The organism is Paenibacillus auburnensis (assembly GCF_927798115.1).
Classification (GTDB): Bacteria; Bacillota; Bacilli; order Paenibacillales; family Paenibacillaceae; genus Paenibacillus_AQ; species Paenibacillus_AQ auburnensis.
The window spans coordinates 54,156-72,832 of the sequence record NZ_CAKMMG010000001.1; the positions used below are offsets into that span (position 1 = coordinate 54,156).

Annotated in this window: 23 protein-coding genes; 18 read left to right on the forward strand and 5 right to left on the reverse strand. The window is 51.8% G+C overall.

The annotated features are described in order from the left end of the window. Positions 1-29 precede the first annotated feature (29 nt). Positions 30-218, forward strand: a complete 189-nt coding sequence (locus L6H70_RS00150; RefSeq protein ID WP_236328362.1) for a DUF6954 family protein — start codon at positions 30-32, stop codon at positions 216-218. 38 nt (positions 219-256) lie between these two features. On the opposite strand, the gene L6H70_RS00155 is transcribed toward L6H70_RS00150, so the two are convergent. From L6H70_RS00155 to L6H70_RS00165, 3 genes are all read right to left on the reverse strand, one after another. Further along, positions 257-1,135, reverse strand: a complete 879-nt coding sequence (locus L6H70_RS00155; protein ID WP_236328363.1) for a TIGR03943 family putative permease subunit — start codon at positions 1,133-1,135, stop codon at positions 257-259. Between the two features lie 63 nt (positions 1,136-1,198). Next, positions 1,199-2,161 (reverse strand): permease, encoded by a 963-nt coding sequence (locus tag L6H70_RS00160; RefSeq protein WP_236333019.1) that lies wholly within the window; start codon positions 2,159-2,161, stop codon positions 1,199-1,201. A 57-nt stretch (positions 2,162-2,218) separates the two neighbouring features. Continuing rightward, a complete protein-coding gene (locus L6H70_RS00165; protein WP_236328364.1) occupies positions 2,219-3,262 on the reverse strand; it encodes a CobW family GTP-binding protein in 1,044 nt (347 codons plus the stop codon). A 216-nt stretch (positions 3,263-3,478) separates the two neighbouring features. On the opposite strand from L6H70_RS00165, the gene rpmG reads away from it, so the two are divergent. The 7 genes from rpmG (at position 3,479) to L6H70_RS00200 (ending at position 9,167) form a co-directional block, all read left to right on the forward strand. Beyond that, on the forward strand, positions 3,479-3,628 hold the full coding sequence (rpmG, locus tag L6H70_RS00170) for a 50S ribosomal protein L33 (protein WP_236328365.1): 150 nt from the start codon (positions 3,479-3,481) through the stop codon (positions 3,626-3,628). A 51-nt stretch (positions 3,629-3,679) separates the two neighbouring features. Then, positions 3,680-4,888 carry a GTP-binding protein gene (locus L6H70_RS00175; RefSeq protein WP_236328366.1) on the forward strand — a complete coding sequence of 403 codons (1,209 nt, stop codon included), beginning with the start codon at positions 3,680-3,682 and terminating at the stop codon, positions 4,886-4,888. A 536-nt stretch (positions 4,889-5,424) separates the two neighbouring features. Then, the gene (locus tag L6H70_RS00180) at positions 5,425-6,132 is read left to right on the forward strand and encodes a metal ABC transporter ATP-binding protein (protein ID WP_236328367.1); all 708 of its coding nucleotides are present in this window, start codon (positions 5,425-5,427) and stop codon (positions 6,130-6,132) included. Continuing rightward, positions 6,078-6,941 carry a metal ABC transporter permease gene (locus tag L6H70_RS00185; protein WP_236333021.1) on the forward strand — a complete coding sequence of 288 codons (864 nt, stop codon included), beginning with the start codon at positions 6,078-6,080 and terminating at the stop codon, positions 6,939-6,941. The genes L6H70_RS00180 and L6H70_RS00185 overlap by 55 nt, the downstream gene beginning before the upstream one ends. Positions 6,942-6,975: 34 nt before the next feature. Continuing rightward, a complete protein-coding gene (locus L6H70_RS00190) occupies positions 6,976-8,061 on the forward strand; it encodes a metal ABC transporter substrate-binding protein (RefSeq protein WP_236328368.1) in 1,086 nt (361 codons plus the stop codon). A 38-nt stretch (positions 8,062-8,099) separates the two neighbouring features. Further along, the gene (gene rpsN, locus L6H70_RS00195) at positions 8,100-8,369 is read left to right on the forward strand and encodes a 30S ribosomal protein S14 (protein ID WP_236328369.1); all 270 of its coding nucleotides are present in this window, start codon (positions 8,100-8,102) and stop codon (positions 8,367-8,369) included. A 171-nt stretch (positions 8,370-8,540) separates the two neighbouring features. Next, the gene (locus L6H70_RS00200; protein ID WP_236328370.1) at positions 8,541-9,167 is read left to right on the forward strand and encodes a class I SAM-dependent methyltransferase; all 627 of its coding nucleotides are present in this window, start codon (positions 8,541-8,543) and stop codon (positions 9,165-9,167) included. A 103-nt stretch (positions 9,168-9,270) separates the two neighbouring features. On the opposite strand, the gene L6H70_RS00205 is transcribed toward L6H70_RS00200, so the two are convergent. After that, the gene (locus tag L6H70_RS00205) at positions 9,271-9,855 is read right to left on the reverse strand and encodes a helix-turn-helix domain-containing protein (protein WP_236328371.1); all 585 of its coding nucleotides are present in this window, start codon (positions 9,853-9,855) and stop codon (positions 9,271-9,273) included. A gap of 163 nt (positions 9,856-10,018) precedes the next feature. On the opposite strand from L6H70_RS00205, the gene L6H70_RS00210 reads away from it, so the two are divergent. From L6H70_RS00210 to L6H70_RS00255, 10 genes are all read left to right on the forward strand, one after another. Continuing rightward, positions 10,019-10,306, forward strand: coding sequence for a Dabb family protein (locus L6H70_RS00210; protein WP_054939994.1), 288 nt, complete (start codon positions 10,019-10,021; stop codon positions 10,304-10,306). A 213-nt stretch (positions 10,307-10,519) separates the two neighbouring features. Continuing rightward, positions 10,520-10,960, forward strand: a complete 441-nt coding sequence (locus tag L6H70_RS00215; RefSeq protein WP_236328372.1) for a DUF86 domain-containing protein — start codon at positions 10,520-10,522, stop codon at positions 10,958-10,960. Positions 10,961-11,030: 70 nt separating this feature from the next. Next, on the forward strand, positions 11,031-11,702 hold the full coding sequence (locus L6H70_RS00220) for a helix-turn-helix transcriptional regulator (protein WP_236328373.1): 672 nt from the start codon (positions 11,031-11,033) through the stop codon (positions 11,700-11,702). A gap of 102 nt (positions 11,703-11,804) precedes the next feature. Next, complete coding sequence (locus L6H70_RS00225) at positions 11,805-12,287, forward strand: YtxH domain-containing protein (protein ID WP_236328374.1); 483 nt, start codon at positions 11,805-11,807, stop codon at positions 12,285-12,287. 221 nt (positions 12,288-12,508) lie between these two features. Next, positions 12,509-13,315 (forward strand): glutamate racemase, encoded by an 807-nt coding sequence (gene racE / locus L6H70_RS00230; RefSeq protein WP_279306713.1) that lies wholly within the window; start codon positions 12,509-12,511, stop codon positions 13,313-13,315. A gap of 850 nt (positions 13,316-14,165) precedes the next feature. Continuing rightward, positions 14,166-15,374, forward strand: a complete 1,209-nt coding sequence (locus tag L6H70_RS00235; protein WP_236333023.1) for a M14 family metallopeptidase — start codon at positions 14,166-14,168, stop codon at positions 15,372-15,374. 114 nt (positions 15,375-15,488) lie between these two features. Continuing rightward, positions 15,489-15,740: a hypothetical protein gene (locus tag L6H70_RS00240; RefSeq protein WP_236328376.1), complete on the forward strand. Its 252-nt coding sequence runs from the start codon at positions 15,489-15,491 to the stop codon at positions 15,738-15,740. Between the two features lie 127 nt (positions 15,741-15,867). Continuing rightward, positions 15,868-16,170, forward strand: a complete 303-nt coding sequence (locus L6H70_RS00245; protein ID WP_236328377.1) for a HesB/IscA family protein — start codon at positions 15,868-15,870, stop codon at positions 16,168-16,170. Positions 16,171-16,211: 41 nt separating this feature from the next. Then, positions 16,212-16,451, forward strand: a complete 240-nt coding sequence (locus L6H70_RS00250; protein ID WP_206104237.1) for a YuzB family protein — start codon at positions 16,212-16,214, stop codon at positions 16,449-16,451. A gap of 181 nt (positions 16,452-16,632) precedes the next feature. Next, positions 16,633-17,457, forward strand: coding sequence for an aldo/keto reductase (locus L6H70_RS00255; RefSeq protein WP_236328378.1), 825 nt, complete (start codon positions 16,633-16,635; stop codon positions 17,455-17,457). 75 nt (positions 17,458-17,532) lie between these two features. On the opposite strand, the gene L6H70_RS00260 is transcribed toward L6H70_RS00255, so the two are convergent. Beyond that, entirely contained in the window at positions 17,533-18,672 is a 1,140-nt protein-coding gene (locus tag L6H70_RS00260) for a THUMP domain-containing class I SAM-dependent RNA methyltransferase (RefSeq protein WP_236328379.1), read from the reverse strand. Positions 18,673-18,677 lie beyond the last annotated feature (5 nt).

The following is an 18,677-nucleotide window of genomic DNA, read 5'->3' on the forward strand; positions in this document are numbered from 1 at the left end:
TACTACCCTTGTGAAGGGAGGGCCTCTACATGAAATGGCTCCTTTATATACTGTTCGCTCTGCTGTATCTGATCGTTACCTTTTTCGGGCTGGGACCGGTATTGTTCGCGGATGGTTCTACAACAGAGCGGATGGTGACGCTGGTTGTGGTGCTGCTGATCTATGTGCTAATTACGTTTTGGCTGCGAAATGTACTGAAGCGGCTGCGTAATCGTTAATGAAGAGCCTCTGGCAGAGTACAAAGAGCTGGGTATAATTATTTGCCCTCGTTCTCTGCCCGGCTGACCGGAAGCTGCTCCAAGGCTGCAATGGAATCGGCGCTGGTGTACACATATGGTGTTGAAGGCTGAGAGATCGGTGTCAGACTCTCCGGCGTAATCATCACAATTTCCTCATTTTCAAATACTGCAGCATGAAGCTTGCCCCGTACCTCAATCCAGGTGTCCGCGGGCAGGCTTATTTGTGTTTGCGGGTCAAGCAGGATGCCAAAAGGGGTCGCGTCAGCTGTGCAGCACTGTACGAGAAAGCGGCTCACTGCATAGATATAACTGCCGGCCCGCTGCTCCCGGTACAGAAATCCGGATACGCTGATCTCTTTACCCTCAAATTGCTTCTTATACAGATCAATTGCGCCGAATGTCTCCGAAAAGATCTCCGGATGTACGTTAATAACCGGCTGCTTATACAGCTTACCGGCCAGTTCGGCGAACTCAGCCTGATAAGGATTAACGGCGGTAAAGCGCTCTTCTCTCCCGGTTTCGGGCAGGGCATAGGTTAGGGAGATTCCCTTCCTGGCAGCCGCTTCGCTGCCTAACGCCCGGTCGGGAAGCAGAAAGCCGAGCAGCAGGGGAAAGAGGAACAGGCCGTAGAGGGCACTGCTTCTCAAGGGAGAACGGGGCAGCTGGTGCTCGCAGTCGCACAATGCGCTGCTTTTGCCGAATAAAGCCTGCAGACCGAGACTTGCAGCCATCAGTGACAGCGGCACCGGACAGAGCCTGATCCAGCGCGCCAGCTTGGGCGCAACATAATAATGCAGTGCATCCTGCTGGCTTAAATGTCCGATATACAGCGCGAAACCGAGCAGAATGACCGCCCTGAGCAGATAATGAATGCGGATGCTTCGCGGGTCATTCATGTGGACCTCCTAAAAGTTTTGTAAGCATAATCTTCCACGAGCTACATCGGCAAAACTTGCTCTTCACAGCCATAATGAAGCGAGTACCGAACCGATGAACACAGCGGAGAAGATGAGGAAGAACAGGTACATGGCAAATCGTGTTTTGAACAGCGACAGCAGCATAAGTGAATTCTTGAAATCAAGCATCGGACCAAGCACCATGAAGGCGAGCAGAGAACCGGCAGGAAACGTATGCAGGAAGGTAGCCGCAACAAAGGCATCGGAAGTCGAGCACAGGGAGAGCACGAAGGCGAGTCCTATCATGAACAGATAGGAGCCGAGCGGCTGTTCTCCAATGGCGGCTAAGCTGCCGTGATTCATAAAAGTCTGAATGCCGGAGGTCAGCAGGCATCCGATGATTAAATATTTGCCCATTTCAAAAAACTCGTCCGAGGTATGTACAAGGACCGAGACCAGCCGGCCTCCACGCGTACGGAGCTGATGGGGTTCGGCAGTCTCCCGTTTGATGGACAGGCGCAGCGGCGATTTTCGGACCGTGGCATAAATGATGAGTCCGATCCCTGCAGCCACGGCAAAAGCCAGTCCCATCCGCGCATAAGCCAGCCATGGATGAGAGCGGAAGGCGGTCAGTGTTGCCCCATAGACGACAGGATTCAGAATCGGGCCGGAAAGAATGAACACGACAGCTACATATAGCGGCATCCCTTTGTGCATCAGGCGGCGGACGAGCGGGATCATCCCACATTCGCAGACCGGAAAAATAATACCAAGCAGACAGCCGAACAGAATCGCCGGAACCGGCCGCCGCGGAATCCACCGTGAGATCCATTCGTCCGGCACGAATACGCGAAGCAGCGAGGAGAGCAGCGCCCCCAGCAGCACAAACGGCAGGGCTTCCAGCAATATGCCGATAAAGGAGGTTTTAAAGGTATCCATATACGCATTGTCCAGCAGCTCCGGGTGATCCGGCAGCCAGACCATACCGAGGATGATCAGGAAGACAGCGGGAACAAGCAGCGGCATGATTTTGAACGGCAAAAGGGTTGTCAAGGGTGGATTAGCTCCTTCCCGGTCTTTGCTTTAGGCGAATAGTGCATTCCAGCCCTCGGCCAGACGTTTCTCATCCAGATTAAGACCGATGAATACGATATAGGGCAAGCCGGGATAGCGGGAGGTTTCCCAGGTTACGCGGTTTCCGGCGAATTGGACCAGCTGAACGGGCTGAAGCTCTTCTTCCAGTCCGGATAGACGGACATGTCCTTTTGCCCTTATCAGGCTGCTGCCCCATTCTTGGAAAAAAGCTTCCAGATCCCCTCTGCAGATACTCCGTTCCCCTGCTTGCGGGAAGGTTAGCGTAACGGCAGAGACTTGTGAATAAGAGGTTTCCGACTTTGTTTCGGGCTCCTGCACAGCAGTTGCTCCCCGGGAGTGCCCTGAATTCATGCGCTCCAGCGGAACTCCATGAATGCTGCGGGAACTGCGCTGTGCCGCTGCGCTGCGGGGGGCCTGAGGGCTGATTCCAGCCAGAAGCGGAGCCAGATTAATTTCGCTGTAATGGGTAAAGACGATCTCCGAGTCCGCGTTATACTTACGGACGGTCTTTTCAATTCTCCATAATGTTTCCGGCTCCACGAGATCGGATTTATTGACGATCAGCAGGTCGGCACCGCTCAGCTGCTTGCGCAGGGTGCGGATCAGCTGCTTATCGGCCGAAAAACGGCTGTTATACTCCAGTACGTTCTCCGCATCCAGCACCGTAACTGTATAATGCAGCATGAGACGCTCGCTTAGCGGAGGGGCCTGCAGCGATTTGGCAATTTCTTCGGGGTCGGCAACCCCGGTTAGCTCAACAAAGATGATATCCGGCCGCCGGGCGAGCAGGGCATTCAGGCTCCTCGGCAGATCCTCCTTGCGGCTGCAGCATACACAGCCGTCCAGCAGCTTTTCCACCGTTGTGCCAGTATGCTCTTGCAAAATGTATCCGTCCACATCACGTTTCCCCAACTCATTCATCACTACACCCGGATTCAGCCCCCGTGCCTTGCTCTCCTTCAGCAGGGTGAGCAGGAGGGTTGTCTTCCCGCTCCCCAGAAAACCGCTCAATATCATCACCGGTATCTTCATGGTCCACACTCCCGCTTTTGTTTTTTGTAACTGCAAGAATCATAGTTTCATAATTCCATCTATACGTCATTTGGCGGACAGAAAGACCACAATTCTAAGAGAGTACCCGTGATGAAAATTAGAATTTTCTGCCGCGGACGGTTGACATCCGGTTATTATTACCTGTATGATGTGTAAATCGTAATTATTACGATTAAATAAAAGGAGCTGAATCCGATGAGAACAGTTGTAACTTTGGCTTGTACAGAAACAGGCGACCGCAACTATACCACTACCAAGAATAAGAGAAATAATCCGGGACGGCTGGAAATGAAGAAGTATTGTCCGCGTCTGAAGCGCGTTACGCTGCACCGTGAGACACGCTGAGCATTTCAGTGACGCGTAGAATGAAACTACGCTAAGGTAAGGAGCAAACCGATGAAGAAAATACCTGTAACTGTGCTGAGCGGCTACCTCGGCTCCGGCAAAACCACACTGCTAAATCACATTCTGCATAACCGCGACGGTTTGAAGGTGGCGGTCATTGTCAATGACATGAGCGAGGTGAATGTGGATGCCAATCTGGTGAAATCCGGAAACACGCTCTCACGGACGGAAGAGAAGCTGGTGGAAATGTCTAACGGCTGCATTTGCTGCACTCTGCGGGATGATCTGCTGCGTGAAGTAAGCAATCTGGCCGCTGAAGGCCGGTTCGATTACATTCTGATCGAATCCTCCGGCATCAGCGAACCGGTTCCTGTGGCCCAGACCTTCACCTACGCCAATCCGGATCTTGATATTGATCTTACTGAGCTGGCCCGACTGGATACGATGGTCACGGTGGTTGATGCTAACCGGTTTTGGCATGACTTTGCTTCGGGCGACAGTCTGATCGACCGGCATATGACTGCCGGGGAAGGTGACTACCGTGATATTGTCGATCTGCTGATCGATCAGATTGAGACCTGTGATGTACTTCTGCTCAACAAATGTGATCTGGTGGAAGAGCAGGAGCTGAACAAGCTGGAGGCTGTGCTGCGCAAGCTTCAGCCGTCTGCCAAGATGATCCGCACGGTCCATGGCGTCGTGGATCCCAAAGAAATTTTGAATACGGGGCGGTTTGATTTTGAACAAACAAGCATGTCCTCCGGCTGGATCGCCGAGCTGAATAAGGACGGCCATACACCGGAAACAGAAGAATACGGCATTAGTTCCTTTGTCTACCGGCGCAGAACGCCGTTCCATCCGCAGAGACTAAGCTTTTTCTTCAGCAACTGGCCGGAAGAGGTTGTACGCGCCAAAGGGCTGGTCTGGCTTGCGGTAGGTGGAGACCTTGCCGCGACATTAAGCCAGGCTGGGCCTTCGATCCAGTTCGGACCAGCCGGCTACTGGCTGGCTACACTGCCGGAAGCGCAGCAGCTTGAGGTGCTTGAGAATGAGCCGGATGTAAAAGCCAAATGGGACGGACAGTGGGGAGACCGGATGAATGAGATCGTGTTCATTGGTGTCGGCATGGACCGCGCTGCGCTGGAGGCACGGCTCGACAGATGTCTGCTGACCACGGAAGAGATGCAGCAGGACTGGAAGCAGTTCAATAATCCGCTGCCCTGGCCGGCAGAGAAGCTGCTGGCGGCAGTTCAGGAATAGGTGCCATTTACAGAATAGGGATAGAGAGCACCAAGTATGGGAGTAAGTGATGCCAACCCGGATCAAGCGCAATATGCTTAGGAAAGGTCTAACGGTAAGCCGGAATCGTCGTCAGGTGATTCCGGCTTTTTGCCGCCTTAATTCATGATTAATCGTTGGTATTACGATTAATTTGTTGTTTTGGGTTTACAAATCGTAATTATTACGATATTATCAGTGGAGTCAATTCGTAATAATTACTAATAAGCAATGGGAGCGAATAATCATGATGGTTCTAGGCGAGTGAGTTCGCTGTTTGGGACTCCAGTGCCGTTATTTTGCAAATAATCAATCTCGGGATTTCCATACGGACACCAGAGACGTTATCTGCCGGAAATAGGAACGGATTAGCATGTTCTGGACGAATTAACGTCATCTGAGTCCGTAGGAGGGCATTCCCGCTCCAAATGATCCAACTAACGGCGCTGAAGTCCGTATCATTTCTTTCAGGTGAATGGACAGTTAAACCATTATAAATTTGAAAGGGAGGCGACTCCATGATTTTGTCATCGATGCAGGATGTAGTGTTCGGTTACGGGGAGGATCCGGTCATCGACCGCCTCTCACTGGATATTGAAGCCGGGCAGTTTATCGGGATTACCGGCCCGAACGGGGCAGCGAAGACTACACTGCTTAAGCTGATGCTGGGACTGCTCCGCCCATGGAGCGGAACAGTTACCATAAACCAGGAGCTGGCTGTGGAAGGCAGGCTTGAGATCGGCTACGTTCCGCAGCAGGTCGCAGCCTTCAATGCCGGATTTCCCAGCAAAGTGATTGAGCTGGTCCGTTCCGGCTGCTACGGGCGGCTGGGGCTGTTCCGGCGCTTCACGCAGGAGCAGGAGGCGCTTGTGGAGCGCTGCCTGCGGCAGGTGGATATGTGGGAATACCGCGACCGCAGAATCGGCGAATTGTCCGGCGGGCAGAAGCAGCGGATCTGTATCGCCCGGGCGCTGGCCCAGCAGCCGCAGGTGCTCGTGCTGGACGAACCTGCAACCGGCATGGATCTGGAGAGCCGTACCGGCTTCTATGGACTGATGCGTCATTATGTAAGTGCGCATGGCCGGACGGTGATTATGGTCACTCATGGCCTCGAAGAAACAAGCCCCTATCTGGATTGCATTATCAGCCTGGAGCGGAAGGAGCGGGAGGGCTGGACATGTTTAGTTACGAATTCATGCAGCGCGCATTTTGGGCCGGGGGCCTGATTGGTATGATAGGTCCGCTGCTTGGCGTGTATCTGATGTTGCGCCGCCAGGTGCTGATGGCTGATACGCTGTCGCATGTATCGCTTGCCGGGGTAGCACTGGGCACGGTACTGCAGCTTAATCCCGCGCTCAGCGGCTTTGCGGTGGCCGTTGCCGGCGGCATCATCATCGAGCAGCTGCGTCGTTCTTACCGTACATACAGCGAGCTTCCGGTAGCGATCATCATGACCTCTGGGCTGGCGCTAGCGGTTGTACTAATGAGCCTGAAGCAGAATCTGAGCAAGAGCTTCAGCTCCTATCTGTTTGGCTCCATCGTCGCTGTCAGCGATACCCAGCTTAAGCTTATCGCACTTGTTGCGGCCGCCGGATTGCTTTATTTCATCGTTTTACGCAGGCCGCTTTACAGCCTGACCTTTGACGAAGAAACCGCTAGCATCAGCGGTGTACATACAGGTCTGCTGTCCTTTTCGTTTGCAGTGCTTACGGGAATGACCGTTGCTGCAGCTATGCCTGTAGTCGGTGTACTCCTGGTGTCCGCACTGATTGTGCTCCCGGCATCGATCGCTTTGCGCATCGCATCCGGCTTCACCGCCGCAATACTAATTGCAGTGTTGACAGGCCTTCTCGGAGTTTTCAGCGGTCTGACCGCATCCTATTACATCAATACACCTCCGGGAGGCACGATCGCCCTTATTTTGCTTATATTCCTGCTTACAGCAATCGGTGTTCAGAAGCTATTAAGGCTGAAACACCGCTGCAGCAAATATAGAAGACCTTTGAAGCAACTCGAAATTCATGCCAAACCATAGAAATCATTGAAGAAAAAAGGAGCTGTTATCCCTCATGTTTACTTTTCGAATCCGTCATCTTGCTGTTCTGTCCCTATCTGCCCTGCTGATTGCCGCCGGCTGCGGAAGCAACAGCAACTCTGCAAACAATGCCGGCAGTACAGGTGCTAATGCTAACCCTGGCCCGTCTACAGTAGAGACCAGTTCTGCTGCCCCGGATAAGCTGAAGATTAAAGTCAGCTTCTATCCGATGTACGAATTCACCAAAAACATCGTTGGCGATCTCGCCGATGTGGAGACGCTGGTCCCTGCGGGAATCGAGCCGCATGACTGGGAGCCAACCGCCCGGGACATGGCGGCAATAACCGGTGCCGATGTGTTTGTCTACAATGGGGCTGGTATGGAGGCCTGGGCTGAGCAGGTGCTGGACAGTGCCTCAGGCAGCAAGCTGGTTGCCGTGGAAGCCAGCAAAGGACTGGAGATTATGGAAGGCACAGAGGAGGAAGAGGCTCATACCGAAGGAGAAGCGGATGACCATGATCATGCCGAAGAAGATCATGAACATGCGGATGAAGCTCATGCTGAAGAAGAACCGGGCCATGATCACGACCATGGCGGACTTGATCCGCATGTCTGGCTGGCTCCTGCCTTGGCAATTCAAGAGGTCCGTACCATTGAAGCTGCGTTGTCCGCTGCTTCTCCTGAGAATGCCGCTGCATTCCACACCAATGCAGACAGCTATGTCGCTAAGCTGGAACACCTTGATCAGGACTTCAAAGACGGACTTGCGGGTACGAAGCGCACGGATTTCATTACCCAGCATGCAGCCTTCGGCTATCTTGCTAAGGAGTATGGCCTAACACAAGTACCGATTGCCGGCCTTTCACCGGATCAGGAGCCATCCGCCGCCCAAATGGCTGAGGTTGTTGAGTTTGCGAAGGCACATGTTGTAAAGACGATCTTTTTTGAAACCCTCGTCTCCTCCAGTGTAGCAGATACTATTGCCCAGGAAATCGGAGCCAAGGCGGCTGTGCTGAATCCGATTGAGGGATTAACTGATGAGGAACGCAGCAATAATCTGGACTATGCGGCGATTATGCACCAGAATCTTGAAGCACTGAAGACAGCGTTAAATGAATAGGCAATATACTATTTGAACTAGGAAGGTGGAGACCCAGCGTGGCAAAGAAATCTAAAGTAGTTAAAGAGCTTAAACGGCAGGAACTGGTCGCCAAATATGCGGATAGACGAAGAGAGCTGAAGGCAAAGGGGGATTATGCGGCACTGCAGAAGCTGCCGCGCGATTCCTCGGCCACCCGACAAAAGAACAGATGCGCCGTCTCCGGCAGACCCCGAGGCTATCTAAGCAAATTTAAGGTTTCGCGGATCGTCTTCCGGGACCTGGCGCTGAAAGGGCAGATTCCCGGTATCACCAAATCAAGCTGGTAGCTGCAGGTATGGTTCTTTTCATATGGACTAACAAGAACGGCCAATGTCCCGGAATACCGGACCGGCCGTTCTTTGCTGTGCGTTTAAGCTTTGCATGAATCACTCCGGTGAATTAAGATAGACATCAATGCAGTACAAGCTGTATGAACACTGCAAAGGGGGGGGACAGATATGTCGCAGTACTGGAGCGGGCGGTTTGCCCGTGAAGGCATGATTTGGGGAAGGGAACCCAGTCCCTCCGCGGAGTGGGCCAAAAAGAAGTTTCAGGAAGCAGGGCTGAGCTCTGTCCTGGTTCCCGGTGCGGGCTATGGACGTAACAGCAAGGTATTCTCAGCCGCATTCACTACCTACGGGATCGAATTAAGCACCGAGGCCCTGGAGCTTGCTGCAGCATGGGACCCGGACACTATCTTTATCGCCGGTTCTGCGCTGGAACCGCAGCTGAATACCCAGATTGATGCCGTCTACTGCTACGATGTGCTTCATTTGTTTCTGGAAGAGGAGCGGAAGCAGCTGATTGCTGCAAGTCTTGCCCAGTTGCGCACCGGCGGGCTGCTTTATTTCACAAGTTTTTCCGATGAAGACCGCAATAACGGCTGCGGCAGACGGCTCGAACAGGGAACCTATGAATATAAGCCGGGGAAGTATGCCCACTTTTTCACTGAAGCCGATTTAAGAAGTCATTTTTCAGGGACAGAGATTCTCCAGACCGGATCATTCCCCGAGAAGCTTGAGAGTGAACAGGGAGGAATCCACGAATACATACTCAGATACATTGTTGCGCGTAAAATAAACTGAATCTCATCAGACGTCAATAGGCCCTTCTTTTATATAAAGAAGGGCCTTAAGTATAGTTGGAACCAGGTTGTGGGGGATTGTTCATGTGGGACTTCGCGCCCGCCTATCTCAAATCGCAGTCAGCGAACAGAATATTCCGTGGAATACGGAAGAAGTTTTCGGCTTTTTCCTGCAGGGCCAAGGTTGGAAGATGGCATTGATGCAGCCATTTGCGGAATGTGCCGGGATGTACACCGATCCAGACGCTGACATCGGTTACAGAGAAATCATACACCATACACAGCCCTGTCAAAATCACATTATTCTGCGGTGAGTGGGCAAGTGTTCTTTTCATAAAACGTGAAGGTGTAGGCTGGCATACAATCGGACTTTGCCGCAGGAGAGCTTCATTGAACAGGATATGGGACGGATAGCCTAGCAGGCGGCAGACCTTCTCCAGATTGTTTCTGGAAGGAATGCGTCCTTCGTATACCCAGGCGCTCACACTGCGCGAGGATACGGCGAGCTCTTCCGCAAGCTTGGACAATTTAATGTCCTTAGCCATCAGGATAGCAAGCAGAACGCGGTTGCGGATCTGGCTGCGTTTGGGCCTCCGGAACCGTTTGACCCGTACGCCTTGTCCAAGATATTTGCGGTTGATCAGAGACCAGGCCTGGATTTTATGAGATTCTTGTTGATTCTTAGGCATACTTCCTCCGAATTTTTAACGTTATACTACAATACTTTCGGGAACGCTGCAATGGTTAATGCTGTAATTGCTGACATGAGGTTTAAGTTTCTTTCAGAAGTCTTGCCGTTATGATATATTTTTACTAAACAAATTACAATATTCAGGGCAGGGAGCGAAATAGATGATTAAGCATATCGTATTTTTCAAATTAAAAGACTCGTCACCGGAAAGTATCGCTGCTACAGTAGCAGTTCTGCAGAATATGGAAGGTAAAATCCCTCAGCTGATTTCCATCGAGGTTGGAACCGATGTCGTTCGTTCGGAGCGTTCTTTTGACATTGCGCTGGTAACTGAGGTTGCCTCACTGGAGGATTTGCAGGCATATCAGGTGCACCCCGCCCATAAGGAAGTAATAGCGCACATCAACGAGGTCAAGGAAGTGTCCTACGCCGTAGACTACGAAATTTAAGGCTGCCGGGAGCGGCAGGAGTTCCCATTCTATTCCGGAAGCGGTGATGTAAATGCGTGAGCTTGAGTATCCGATGGAAGCGTTAACCTACCTGATCGTCTTTCTGGCCGCCTGCTTCACCATGCTGTTCTGGCTGAAACGCCGCGGCAAGCGAGACAAATAAATTCTTAATCGTTGTAGTTCATTTATACCACCAGACTTGGAGGGTCAGCTGTGTACTATGTTAACCGGAAGCAAATTGAAAATATACTGGGGCAGATTCCTGATATCGGGACCGGTCTGCGGGGCGCTGCGGATTCCTGGGATGGAAGCATTGTCATGGGTCTGGTGCAGGAACGCTGCCTGCATTTGGCGATAGAGGTCGTTACCGACGTGGGGAGCTGTCTGATCGACGGATTCATTATGCGTGATGCCGGTAGTTATGAAGATATCATCTCGATTATCCATGAGGAGAAGGTGCTTGGAGACAGCGGGATATACGATGTGCTCATTAGCCTGGTAGCGCTCCGTAAGCCGCTTGTGCAGGATTATTATTCCTGGGATCGCAGCGCGCTGCATCCGCTAACGAAGGTGCTTCCAGGCGTTCTGGAGCGTTTTGCCGCAGAGGTGCACCGGTATCTGGATCAGGAGCTGGGAGCGGAGCTGCCGGTTTGAAAAGAGGGTAACCTGGCGGACCGGAGGGCATTACACGGACGGAAGCCGTAAGGAGAGGAGGTTCCAGAACATGAAGAAGGGTCAGGAGAGCGGATCGACAAGACGCAATATAATGACGCTGCTCAAAATGAAAGGGCCGCTGACCATCGGCGCGCTGGCGGAAGAGCTCGGGATTACCGAGATGGGCGTGCGGCGTCATGTGCTCCAGCTGGAGCAGGAGTCGCTGGCCAAGACCAAGGTAGTACGCCAGGCAATGGGCAGGCCCTTGCATGTATATTCGCTGACCGAGCGGGCAGAAGAGCATTTTCCCAAAACGTATCATAATCTGGCCCTGGAGCTGCTGAGGGAGCTTGATCACACCAGCGGGCTGGAGGCTGTGAATGTGTTGTTTGAAGGCCGGCGGAGGCGGATGCTTGCCCAGTATACCCCGATGATGGAGAACCGTAATCTGGAGGAGCGGGTAGCTGAGCTGTCCTCTATCCAGAACTCCGGGGGGTATATGGCGGAATGGAGCAAGGGGGAAGACGGCTCATATGTGATGCGGGAATATAATTGTCCCATCCGTCAGGTTGCCACCCAATACCGCAAAGCCTGCCAATGCGAACAGAGTCTTTTCGAGGAGCTGCTCGGGGCTAAGGTGACACGCACGGAATGTATGGCGGAAGGCGGACAATGCTGCCGGTATGCCATCACTCCTAACCCGACAAACCGACAGGACAATCCTTCTGAAAAAACTTCCTGAAGTAATCACAGGACAAACTCTCTGCGCTTATGATATAGCAGAACTAGGCGATAGCCCGGATGGCCGGGCAGAGGCACTTTGAATCCAAAGGAGAGATGGACGATGAAAAAGGATAGCAAAAGCTTGCTGTGGGGAATTCTGGCCGGTAGCGTAGTGGGTTCAGTCACGGCGCTGCTGCTGGCACCCAAGCCGGGAAAAGAACTGCGCAAGGATATTGTTGACGGAACGAATGGGGCGATTGATAAAGTGCAGGAAATTGCCGCCCAGGCAGGAGATAAAGGATCGGAGCTGTATGGCAAAGCCAAGGACGCGGTAGAGTCTGTGGTGAGTGAAGTGAAGGAATGGAGCAAGCAGTATACCCAAACTGATACGGAAGAGGAGCTTGCCGTGGTCAGCGGAATCGCCACAGAAGAAGCTCCGGTAAGCTTGGACGAAACCGAAACAGCAGAAATTATTGCCGCAGCCATTGAGGATGACCAGGATGTGGCGGATGCCGGTATCGAAGAAGCCGCAGACAGCGCGGAGGCTGTTGTGAATGAAGATGGTGCAGCGGATACAGACAAAGACAAAGACGGTATTATCTAAATTTATTTTGCAGCCCGCGTAACTAGTGAATGCTGAATATATAAGGCTCCAGCAGGCATACAGCCGCTTTCCGCGCTTCCGGCGGGAGGCGGTTTTTTCAATACTTCCTTGAATTGGGGCCGTAAAAAGAGTAATATCTGCAATTGGGGCTCAAAGTCAGGTACACTTTGTTTTGACCTTACATAAGCTACACAAAACAAGTTAAAGGAAGCGGTGTGTTCGTGCAGCAAGCTATAGCTATACTAGACTCAGGTGTGGGGGGACTTACGGTTGTCAAAGAAGTAATGAGACAGCTCCCTAGGGAGAAAATCATTTATTTTGGCGATACTGCCCGTGCCCCATACGGACCCCGTTCAACCGAAGAAGTGAAATTGTTCACTGAACAGATTGTGGACTACTTAATTCAATTTAATCCTAAAATGATTGTTATCGCCTGCAACACCGCAACAGCGGCAGCGCTGGACTATATCTCTGCCAAGGTGTCCATACCGGTAATCGGAGTCATTCATCCCGGTGCCCGCGCCGCCATCAGTGCAACCAAAACAGGCCGGGTCGGTGTCATCGGCACCATCGGAACGATAAAGAGCGGGGCTTATACAGCGGCGCTGAAGCAGCTGTCCCCGTTTGTCGAGGTGGTCAGCCAGGCTTGTCCGGCGCTTGTCCCTTTTGTGGAGCAAGGCATGTTCCGCTCAGAGGAAAGCCATATCGCAGTGGCTGAATCTCTCAACGGAATCAAATACGAGCCCATCGATACTATGATTCTCGGCTGTACACATTATCCTTTCCTGGTAGAGCCGATAGGCAAAGTAATGGGGCCGGGAGTGAAGCTGATCAGCTCGGCGGATGAGACTGCACGGGAAATTAGCACCATTCTCTACCAGAAAGGCCAGCTGGCCAAGGGGGATGAAACCCCGATCCACCAATTTTTCTGCAGCGGAGATGCCGAAATGTTCCAGCGGATCGCCCGCGACTGGCTTGGTGAGCAGCTCAAACGCACACCTGTAGTCTGGCAGGTATCCTCTTTGTAGATTACTGTGGTGACATGAATAGGGACAAACTGTATTCGAGGCTGTACTAAGTGTTTATCAAGGAAACCAGGGAAATATTGCCCTGGTTTCTTTTTTTTAACGCTCTTATCGAAAGTATTGTTGTTAAAAGGGTATTAATTACTGCACATAAATTGGTATAATATAGTGAATTTAAATAAATGGTGGTGGTATGCGTGATTCTAAAAAGAGCTACATTTTGGTTTTCGCTTGTTAGTATTGCAATCTGCTTACATAACTATTTAGGGTATGACAGAAAAAATATTCTTTTATTTATTTCTAATCCCGTATTGGTTAATACGATTTATTTGGAACCGTTTAACCATTGGTATTTCAATTATGAAAGTGCAACGATAAACAGTGGTAGTGCCGATATTACCGTTGCCTTTCCCTCTTATATCGTTCATTTTCTTTCATACTTCTTAGAAGGGTTAATTATTGATGGTTTAGTTAGATTAAGAAATCGGAAACCTAGATGTAAAGTTGATAATTAACATGCCGACCTCATGCTTGCGATTAGTCATTTGATTCTTCTTTTTATAAGCATTCAAAATTATTTTGCGTCTATGTTGATCTTTATCGAGTTTTTTATGCATCTCTAAGAAACGGAACCAAAAGAACAAATCATTTTGTTTTTTTCACCTCCCTGTTGAGCCATATTATTGTAAGCTCCACTATGTTTGTATGCGGTTACACTTTTTCGTGCGGTCAGGCGCGGTCAAGCTCTTTTCGTTCATGCGCGGCAGTAGGGGCTGCATACAATAAGTTGAGGCTGTGCCCCGAAGTCTTGCAGGGGATGACGGCAACTAGAGGGTTTGAGAGGATGAGACATATGCAGCAATATATTACCCGCAGGGGAGACACTGTTAACCGCATTGCCGCCAGGCATGGACTTACACCGGAACATGTCATCCAAGGGAATCCGTGGGCAGGGAGACAGCCCTACTTGTACCCGGGGCAAATTCTTTTCCTGCCCTCTGCACCGCGCAAGCGTTACTCCGTGCAGCAGGGGGACGATGCAGCTTCCATCTCTGCTCTGTTCGGAGTGAGCATTGAGGAGCTTGAAACTCTAAATCCCGGCGTCACCTCCGCACGCCAATGTATCCCGGGTAAGGTGCTGGTCATCCCCCAGCCGCTGTCCAGCGGCAGGGTAGCTGTCAACAGTGAATACGGACCGGAAGATGTTGAGGAAGATGTCAGGCAGCTTACGGACAAATTTCCTTTTCTTCACCGGGACAGCATCGGAACCAGTGTGCTCGGCAAACCGCTGCATGTGCTGCGGCTCGGGAGTGGACCCCGGCATCTGCATGTGAATGCCGCTCTGCACGCCAATGAATGGCTGACATCACCCTGCCTGATGTCTTTTATAGAACAATATGCCTCGGCTTACGCGGAGGGGAGGGACTGGAACGGACATGATCCTTCTCTCTGGTACCAGAACTGGACAATATGGGCTGTGCCGATGGCCAACCCGGATGGTGTGGAGCTGGTACAGGAAGGCGTACAGCCGGGACATCCCTATTATGAAGCGCTCATGAAATGGAACTGCGGCAGACACAGCTTCCGTCATTGGAAGGCCAACCTCCGCGGTGTGGATCTAGGTGACCAGTTCCCGGCTCACTGGGAGGAAGAGGTTGCCCGGCGCAGAATAACCGGTCCGGCCCCCCGCGATTACAGCGGCCCCGCTCCGTTAAGCGAACCGGAAGCAGCAGCGCTCGCGGCTCTGGCTGAGCAATATCCCGGGGAGGCAGCAGTGTCGCTGCACAGCCAGGGTGGAGAGATCTACTGGAACTACCGGGGATATGAACCTCCGGAGAGCAAAGAGCTGGCCGCCCGTCTGGCGGCGGCCAGCGGATACCGCGCGGTTGAGCTGACCGGCAGTGACGCCGGGTATAAGGATTGGTTCATCCAGCGTTTCCGTAAGCCTGGTTTTACGGTAGAGCTGGGGATTGGCAAGAATCCGCTGCCCCTGGCTGATTATGAGGATATGGCGCTGGAAACAGGCTGGATTTTAGCAACGATTCTCTCGAATTTTAAATAAAAATGAAACACATCCTGCAAATTTGCGTAAGATAACAGCAAAGGGTACGGCCGCAATCATATTTGCACTTGCTTCGCGGCTGTATCCTTTTCTTATGGAAAGAGGAGGATACCTATGAAACTAAGAAAATTGCTGTCGCTGAAGCGGTGGTCTCATATATTACGCAACTCCTGGCAATACGTTATTTCACCTTCTGTAACGCTTGCGGACAAGCTGCTCTTCACCATTCCGGTGCTCCTGTATTGGGTTTTGCCTGATATCATGCCTTTTATGCCGATTGATGATATTGGCGTGACCATGCTGCTGATGGGCTGGTTCGTGTCTCGGATGGACCGCAAGTATCCGGCGCTGAAGAGCGGAAGGTGAAATTTTTAAGAATCTTTTGCACTTGATTCCAGATCTATTTATCCCAGGGTGGTTGCTTTTACAGTCCACTTTCCTTAAAATAAATTATTGAGGTTTTAAAATATAGTGCCTGGGAGATGGATGAGGAATGAACGTCAAAATTACCCGCAATGCGGCTAAAGTGATAAAAAAAACCATGGAGCTTGAAGGCAACAGCGAATTGAAGCTGCGCGTAGCGATTACACATGCTCACGGCGACCATGCCCACTACGGTCTTGATTTGGACACGCCCCAAGAAACTGATGTTGTAATTTCTACGGATAAAGAGATCGATGTTATTCTTGATCCGAACCAGCCGCTGCTGGACGGTGTGAAGATCGACTACTTGTACTTCCCGGAAGAAGGCTTTGTCATTACTAATCCGTCAAAAGGTAATCATGGCGACCACTAAAAATTCGCCGATGACTAACGGACAAGAAGAAGGGTTGCTCCATGGCTAACGAAATACAAATTTGTGATCAATGCAATCACACCCGAATGAAAACCATCCTGCCCAAGCTGCGTAAAATGGCGCCGGACGCCGAGATCAAAGTCGGCTGCAAGTCCTACTGCGGACCTTGCGGCAAACGGGCCTTTATCTATATTAACGGACGTTATGTCAGTGCTCCAACTGAGGATGAAGTGTTGGCCAAAGCAGAAGCTTTTGTAAAACGGCCAGTCGCCAAAGATTAATTCAGATACCTGGCAGCAGTATTCAGCCAGTGCACCATATTAACGGGTTTAACAGCCTCCGCACCATGTGTGGAGGTTTTTTGCATGCCCGGGTCCGGGCTGGTTTGGGTCCGGCTGTCAGGCCATGATATAATGTGCTTATTGTTTCACAGCTGTATACATAGATTAGGAGGGATTTGAGATGATGCATCTGACTGACAGTACGGTTCTGAATAACGGTGTGCACATGCCCTGGTTTGGTCTGGGGACCTATAAAGCGGAAGGGGCCGAGGTGGCCAAGGCGGTAGCAACCGCACTCGAACTGGGGTACCGCAGCATTGATACAGCAGCGGTGTACGGCAATGAAGAAGAGGTCGGACAGTCGATAGCTGCAAGCGGTGTGGCGCGGGACAGCCTGTTCGTAACTACAAAAGTGTGGAATACCGATCAGGGGTATGATACAACTCTGCGGGCCTTTGAAACCAGCTGCAAAAAGCTCGGGCTCGATGTCATTGATCTGTATTTGATCCATTGGCCGGGCCAGACCCTATATAAGGACACCTGGCGTGCCCTAGAGCGCTTGTACGGGGAAGGCCGTGTGCGGGCGATCGGGGTCAGCAATTTCCAGATCCATCATCTGGAGGAATTGAAAAAAGAGAGCAGTATTGTTCCTGCAGTCAATCAGGTGGAGCTGCATCCTCGGTTTATCCAGAAGGAGCTGCGTGACTACTGTACACAACATCAGATCCAGATTGAAGCGTGGGCACCACTGATGAAGGGAAGACTGCAGGATAACGAGCTGCTGCAGGGCATTGCCGGGAAACACGGCAAGACGGTATCCCAAGTTATTCTGCGGTGGGGGCTGCAGAGCTCCATCGTCATCATTCCCAAGTCAGTTACAGCCTCGCGGATCAAAGAGAACAGCGAAATCTTCGATTTTGAGCTGTCAGCGGATGAAGTCAGCGCGATTAGCGGGCTGGATGCCGGAGAGCGGATCGGCACGAATCCGGATAACCTGCTATTCTAGAACGTCGAAGACACATAAAAAGCCTTAAGCTCCTTACAGCGCTGCTGTATGGGCTTAAGGCTTTTTGCATGCTGCTTATTGCGGATTACGCGGCGGAAGCGGGCCGAGATACTGATAATATTGGCATTCGATCCGGCCGTTGTACAGCTTGCGGCGCTTGTCCGCTTTGCGGCCGTAGTATTGCTCAAATTCCTTGTACGGGCTGATCGCAAAAAAGGACCAAGTCGGTAGATACAGCATCATCTCGCCGAATTGGCGGGTCAGCTTCTCTACTTCCTTGTCATTACTGATCCGCTCGCCGTAAGGCGGGTTCGTGATGATGCAGCCGTAATCGCCCTCAGGGCGGGCTTTGGCAGCCGCGAGATGCTTGAAGGTGATTTCTCCGGCCAGCCCAGCGCTTTTGGCGGCAGCTTCGGCAATTTCAATTGCTGCGGGATCGATATCGGTGCCGGTTAATTGCAGCGGATAATCGTCGCGTACGGCATCGAAGGCCTCATCGCGGGCTTCTTCCCACAGGCGCTTTGGAATCTCCGGCCAATGTTCGGACGGGAACGAACGACGCAGTCCCGGCGCGATGTTCCAGGCAATCATTGCCGCTTCGATCAGGATGGTACCGGAGCCGCAGCATGGATCGTACAATGGACGGTGTCCGTTCCAGCGGCTAAGCTGGATGAGGGCGGCAGCCATTGTTTCTTTCAGCGGCGCTTCTGTCGCCTGGCGGCGGTATCCGCGTTTGTGCAGTGCCGGACCGGTGGTATCCAGAGTAATCAGGGCAATGTCGTTCAGCAGAATCACCTCAACCACATAGCGCGGGCCGTTCTCCGGGAACCACTCGGTGCGGTACGACTGCTTCAGCTTCTCAACAATCGCTTTCTTGACAATCCCCTGGCAGGCAGGTACGCTGGTAAGCTGGGATTTGTGGGACCGGCCTTCTACCGGAAACTCCCCGTTTTCGGGAATCCAATCTTCCCAGTTGATAGCTTTGACGCCTTCGAACAGCTCATCGAAGGTTTTGGCAGGGAATTGGCCCATTTTTACCAATACCCGGTCAGAGGTACGAAGCCATAAATTGCAGCGGCAGATATCGATATAATCTCCGCTGAACAAGACCCGTCCGTTCTCGACGGTGGTCTCATAACCCAGTTCGTTTAGTTCACGTGCTACTACAGCCTCCAGCCCCATAGGGGCGGTGGCGATCAATTGTAATTTACCCAAATGCG

Coding starts and splice junctions, on each gene's coding strand:
- L6H70_RS00220 (WP_236328373.1), top strand. CDS start 11,031: ATGAAGAAGGGTCAGGAGAGCGGATCGACAAGACGCAATATAATGACG.
- L6H70_RS00160 (WP_236333019.1), bottom strand. CDS start 2,161: ATGCCGCTGCTTGTTCCCGCTGTCTTCCTGATCATCCTCGGTATGGTC.
- L6H70_RS00150 (WP_236328362.1), top strand. CDS start 30: ATGAAATGGCTCCTTTATATACTGTTCGCTCTGCTGTATCTGATCGTT.
- L6H70_RS00255 (WP_236328378.1), top strand. CDS start 16,633: ATGATGCATCTGACTGACAGTACGGTTCTGAATAACGGTGTGCACATG.
- L6H70_RS00190 (WP_236328368.1), top strand. CDS start 6,976: ATGTTTACTTTTCGAATCCGTCATCTTGCTGTTCTGTCCCTATCTGCC.
- L6H70_RS00205 (WP_236328371.1), bottom strand. CDS start 9,855: ATGCCTAAGAATCAACAAGAATCTCATAAAATCCAGGCCTGGTCTCTG.
- L6H70_RS00210 (WP_054939994.1), top strand. CDS start 10,019: ATGATTAAGCATATCGTATTTTTCAAATTAAAAGACTCGTCACCGGAA.
- L6H70_RS00180 (WP_236328367.1), top strand. CDS start 5,425: ATGATTTTGTCATCGATGCAGGATGTAGTGTTCGGTTACGGGGAGGAT.
- rpmG (WP_236328365.1), top strand. CDS start 3,479: ATGAGAACAGTTGTAACTTTGGCTTGTACAGAAACAGGCGACCGCAAC.
- L6H70_RS00240 (WP_236328376.1), top strand. CDS start 15,489: ATGAAACTAAGAAAATTGCTGTCGCTGAAGCGGTGGTCTCATATATTA.
- L6H70_RS00225 (WP_236328374.1), top strand. CDS start 11,805: ATGAAAAAGGATAGCAAAAGCTTGCTGTGGGGAATTCTGGCCGGTAGC.
- L6H70_RS00155 (WP_236328363.1), bottom strand. CDS start 1,135: ATGAATGACCCGCGAAGCATCCGCATTCATTATCTGCTCAGGGCGGTC.
- L6H70_RS00200 (WP_236328370.1), top strand. CDS start 8,541: ATGTCGCAGTACTGGAGCGGGCGGTTTGCCCGTGAAGGCATGATTTGG.
- L6H70_RS00245 (WP_236328377.1), top strand. CDS start 15,868: ATGAACGTCAAAATTACCCGCAATGCGGCTAAAGTGATAAAAAAAACC.
- L6H70_RS00175 (WP_236328366.1), top strand. CDS start 3,680: ATGAAGAAAATACCTGTAACTGTGCTGAGCGGCTACCTCGGCTCCGGC.
- L6H70_RS00165 (WP_236328364.1), bottom strand. CDS start 3,262: ATGAAGATACCGGTGATGATATTGAGCGGTTTTCTGGGGAGCGGGAAG.
- L6H70_RS00235 (WP_236333023.1), top strand. CDS start 14,166: ATGCAGCAATATATTACCCGCAGGGGAGACACTGTTAACCGCATTGCC.
- L6H70_RS00250 (WP_206104237.1), top strand. CDS start 16,212: ATGGCTAACGAAATACAAATTTGTGATCAATGCAATCACACCCGAATG.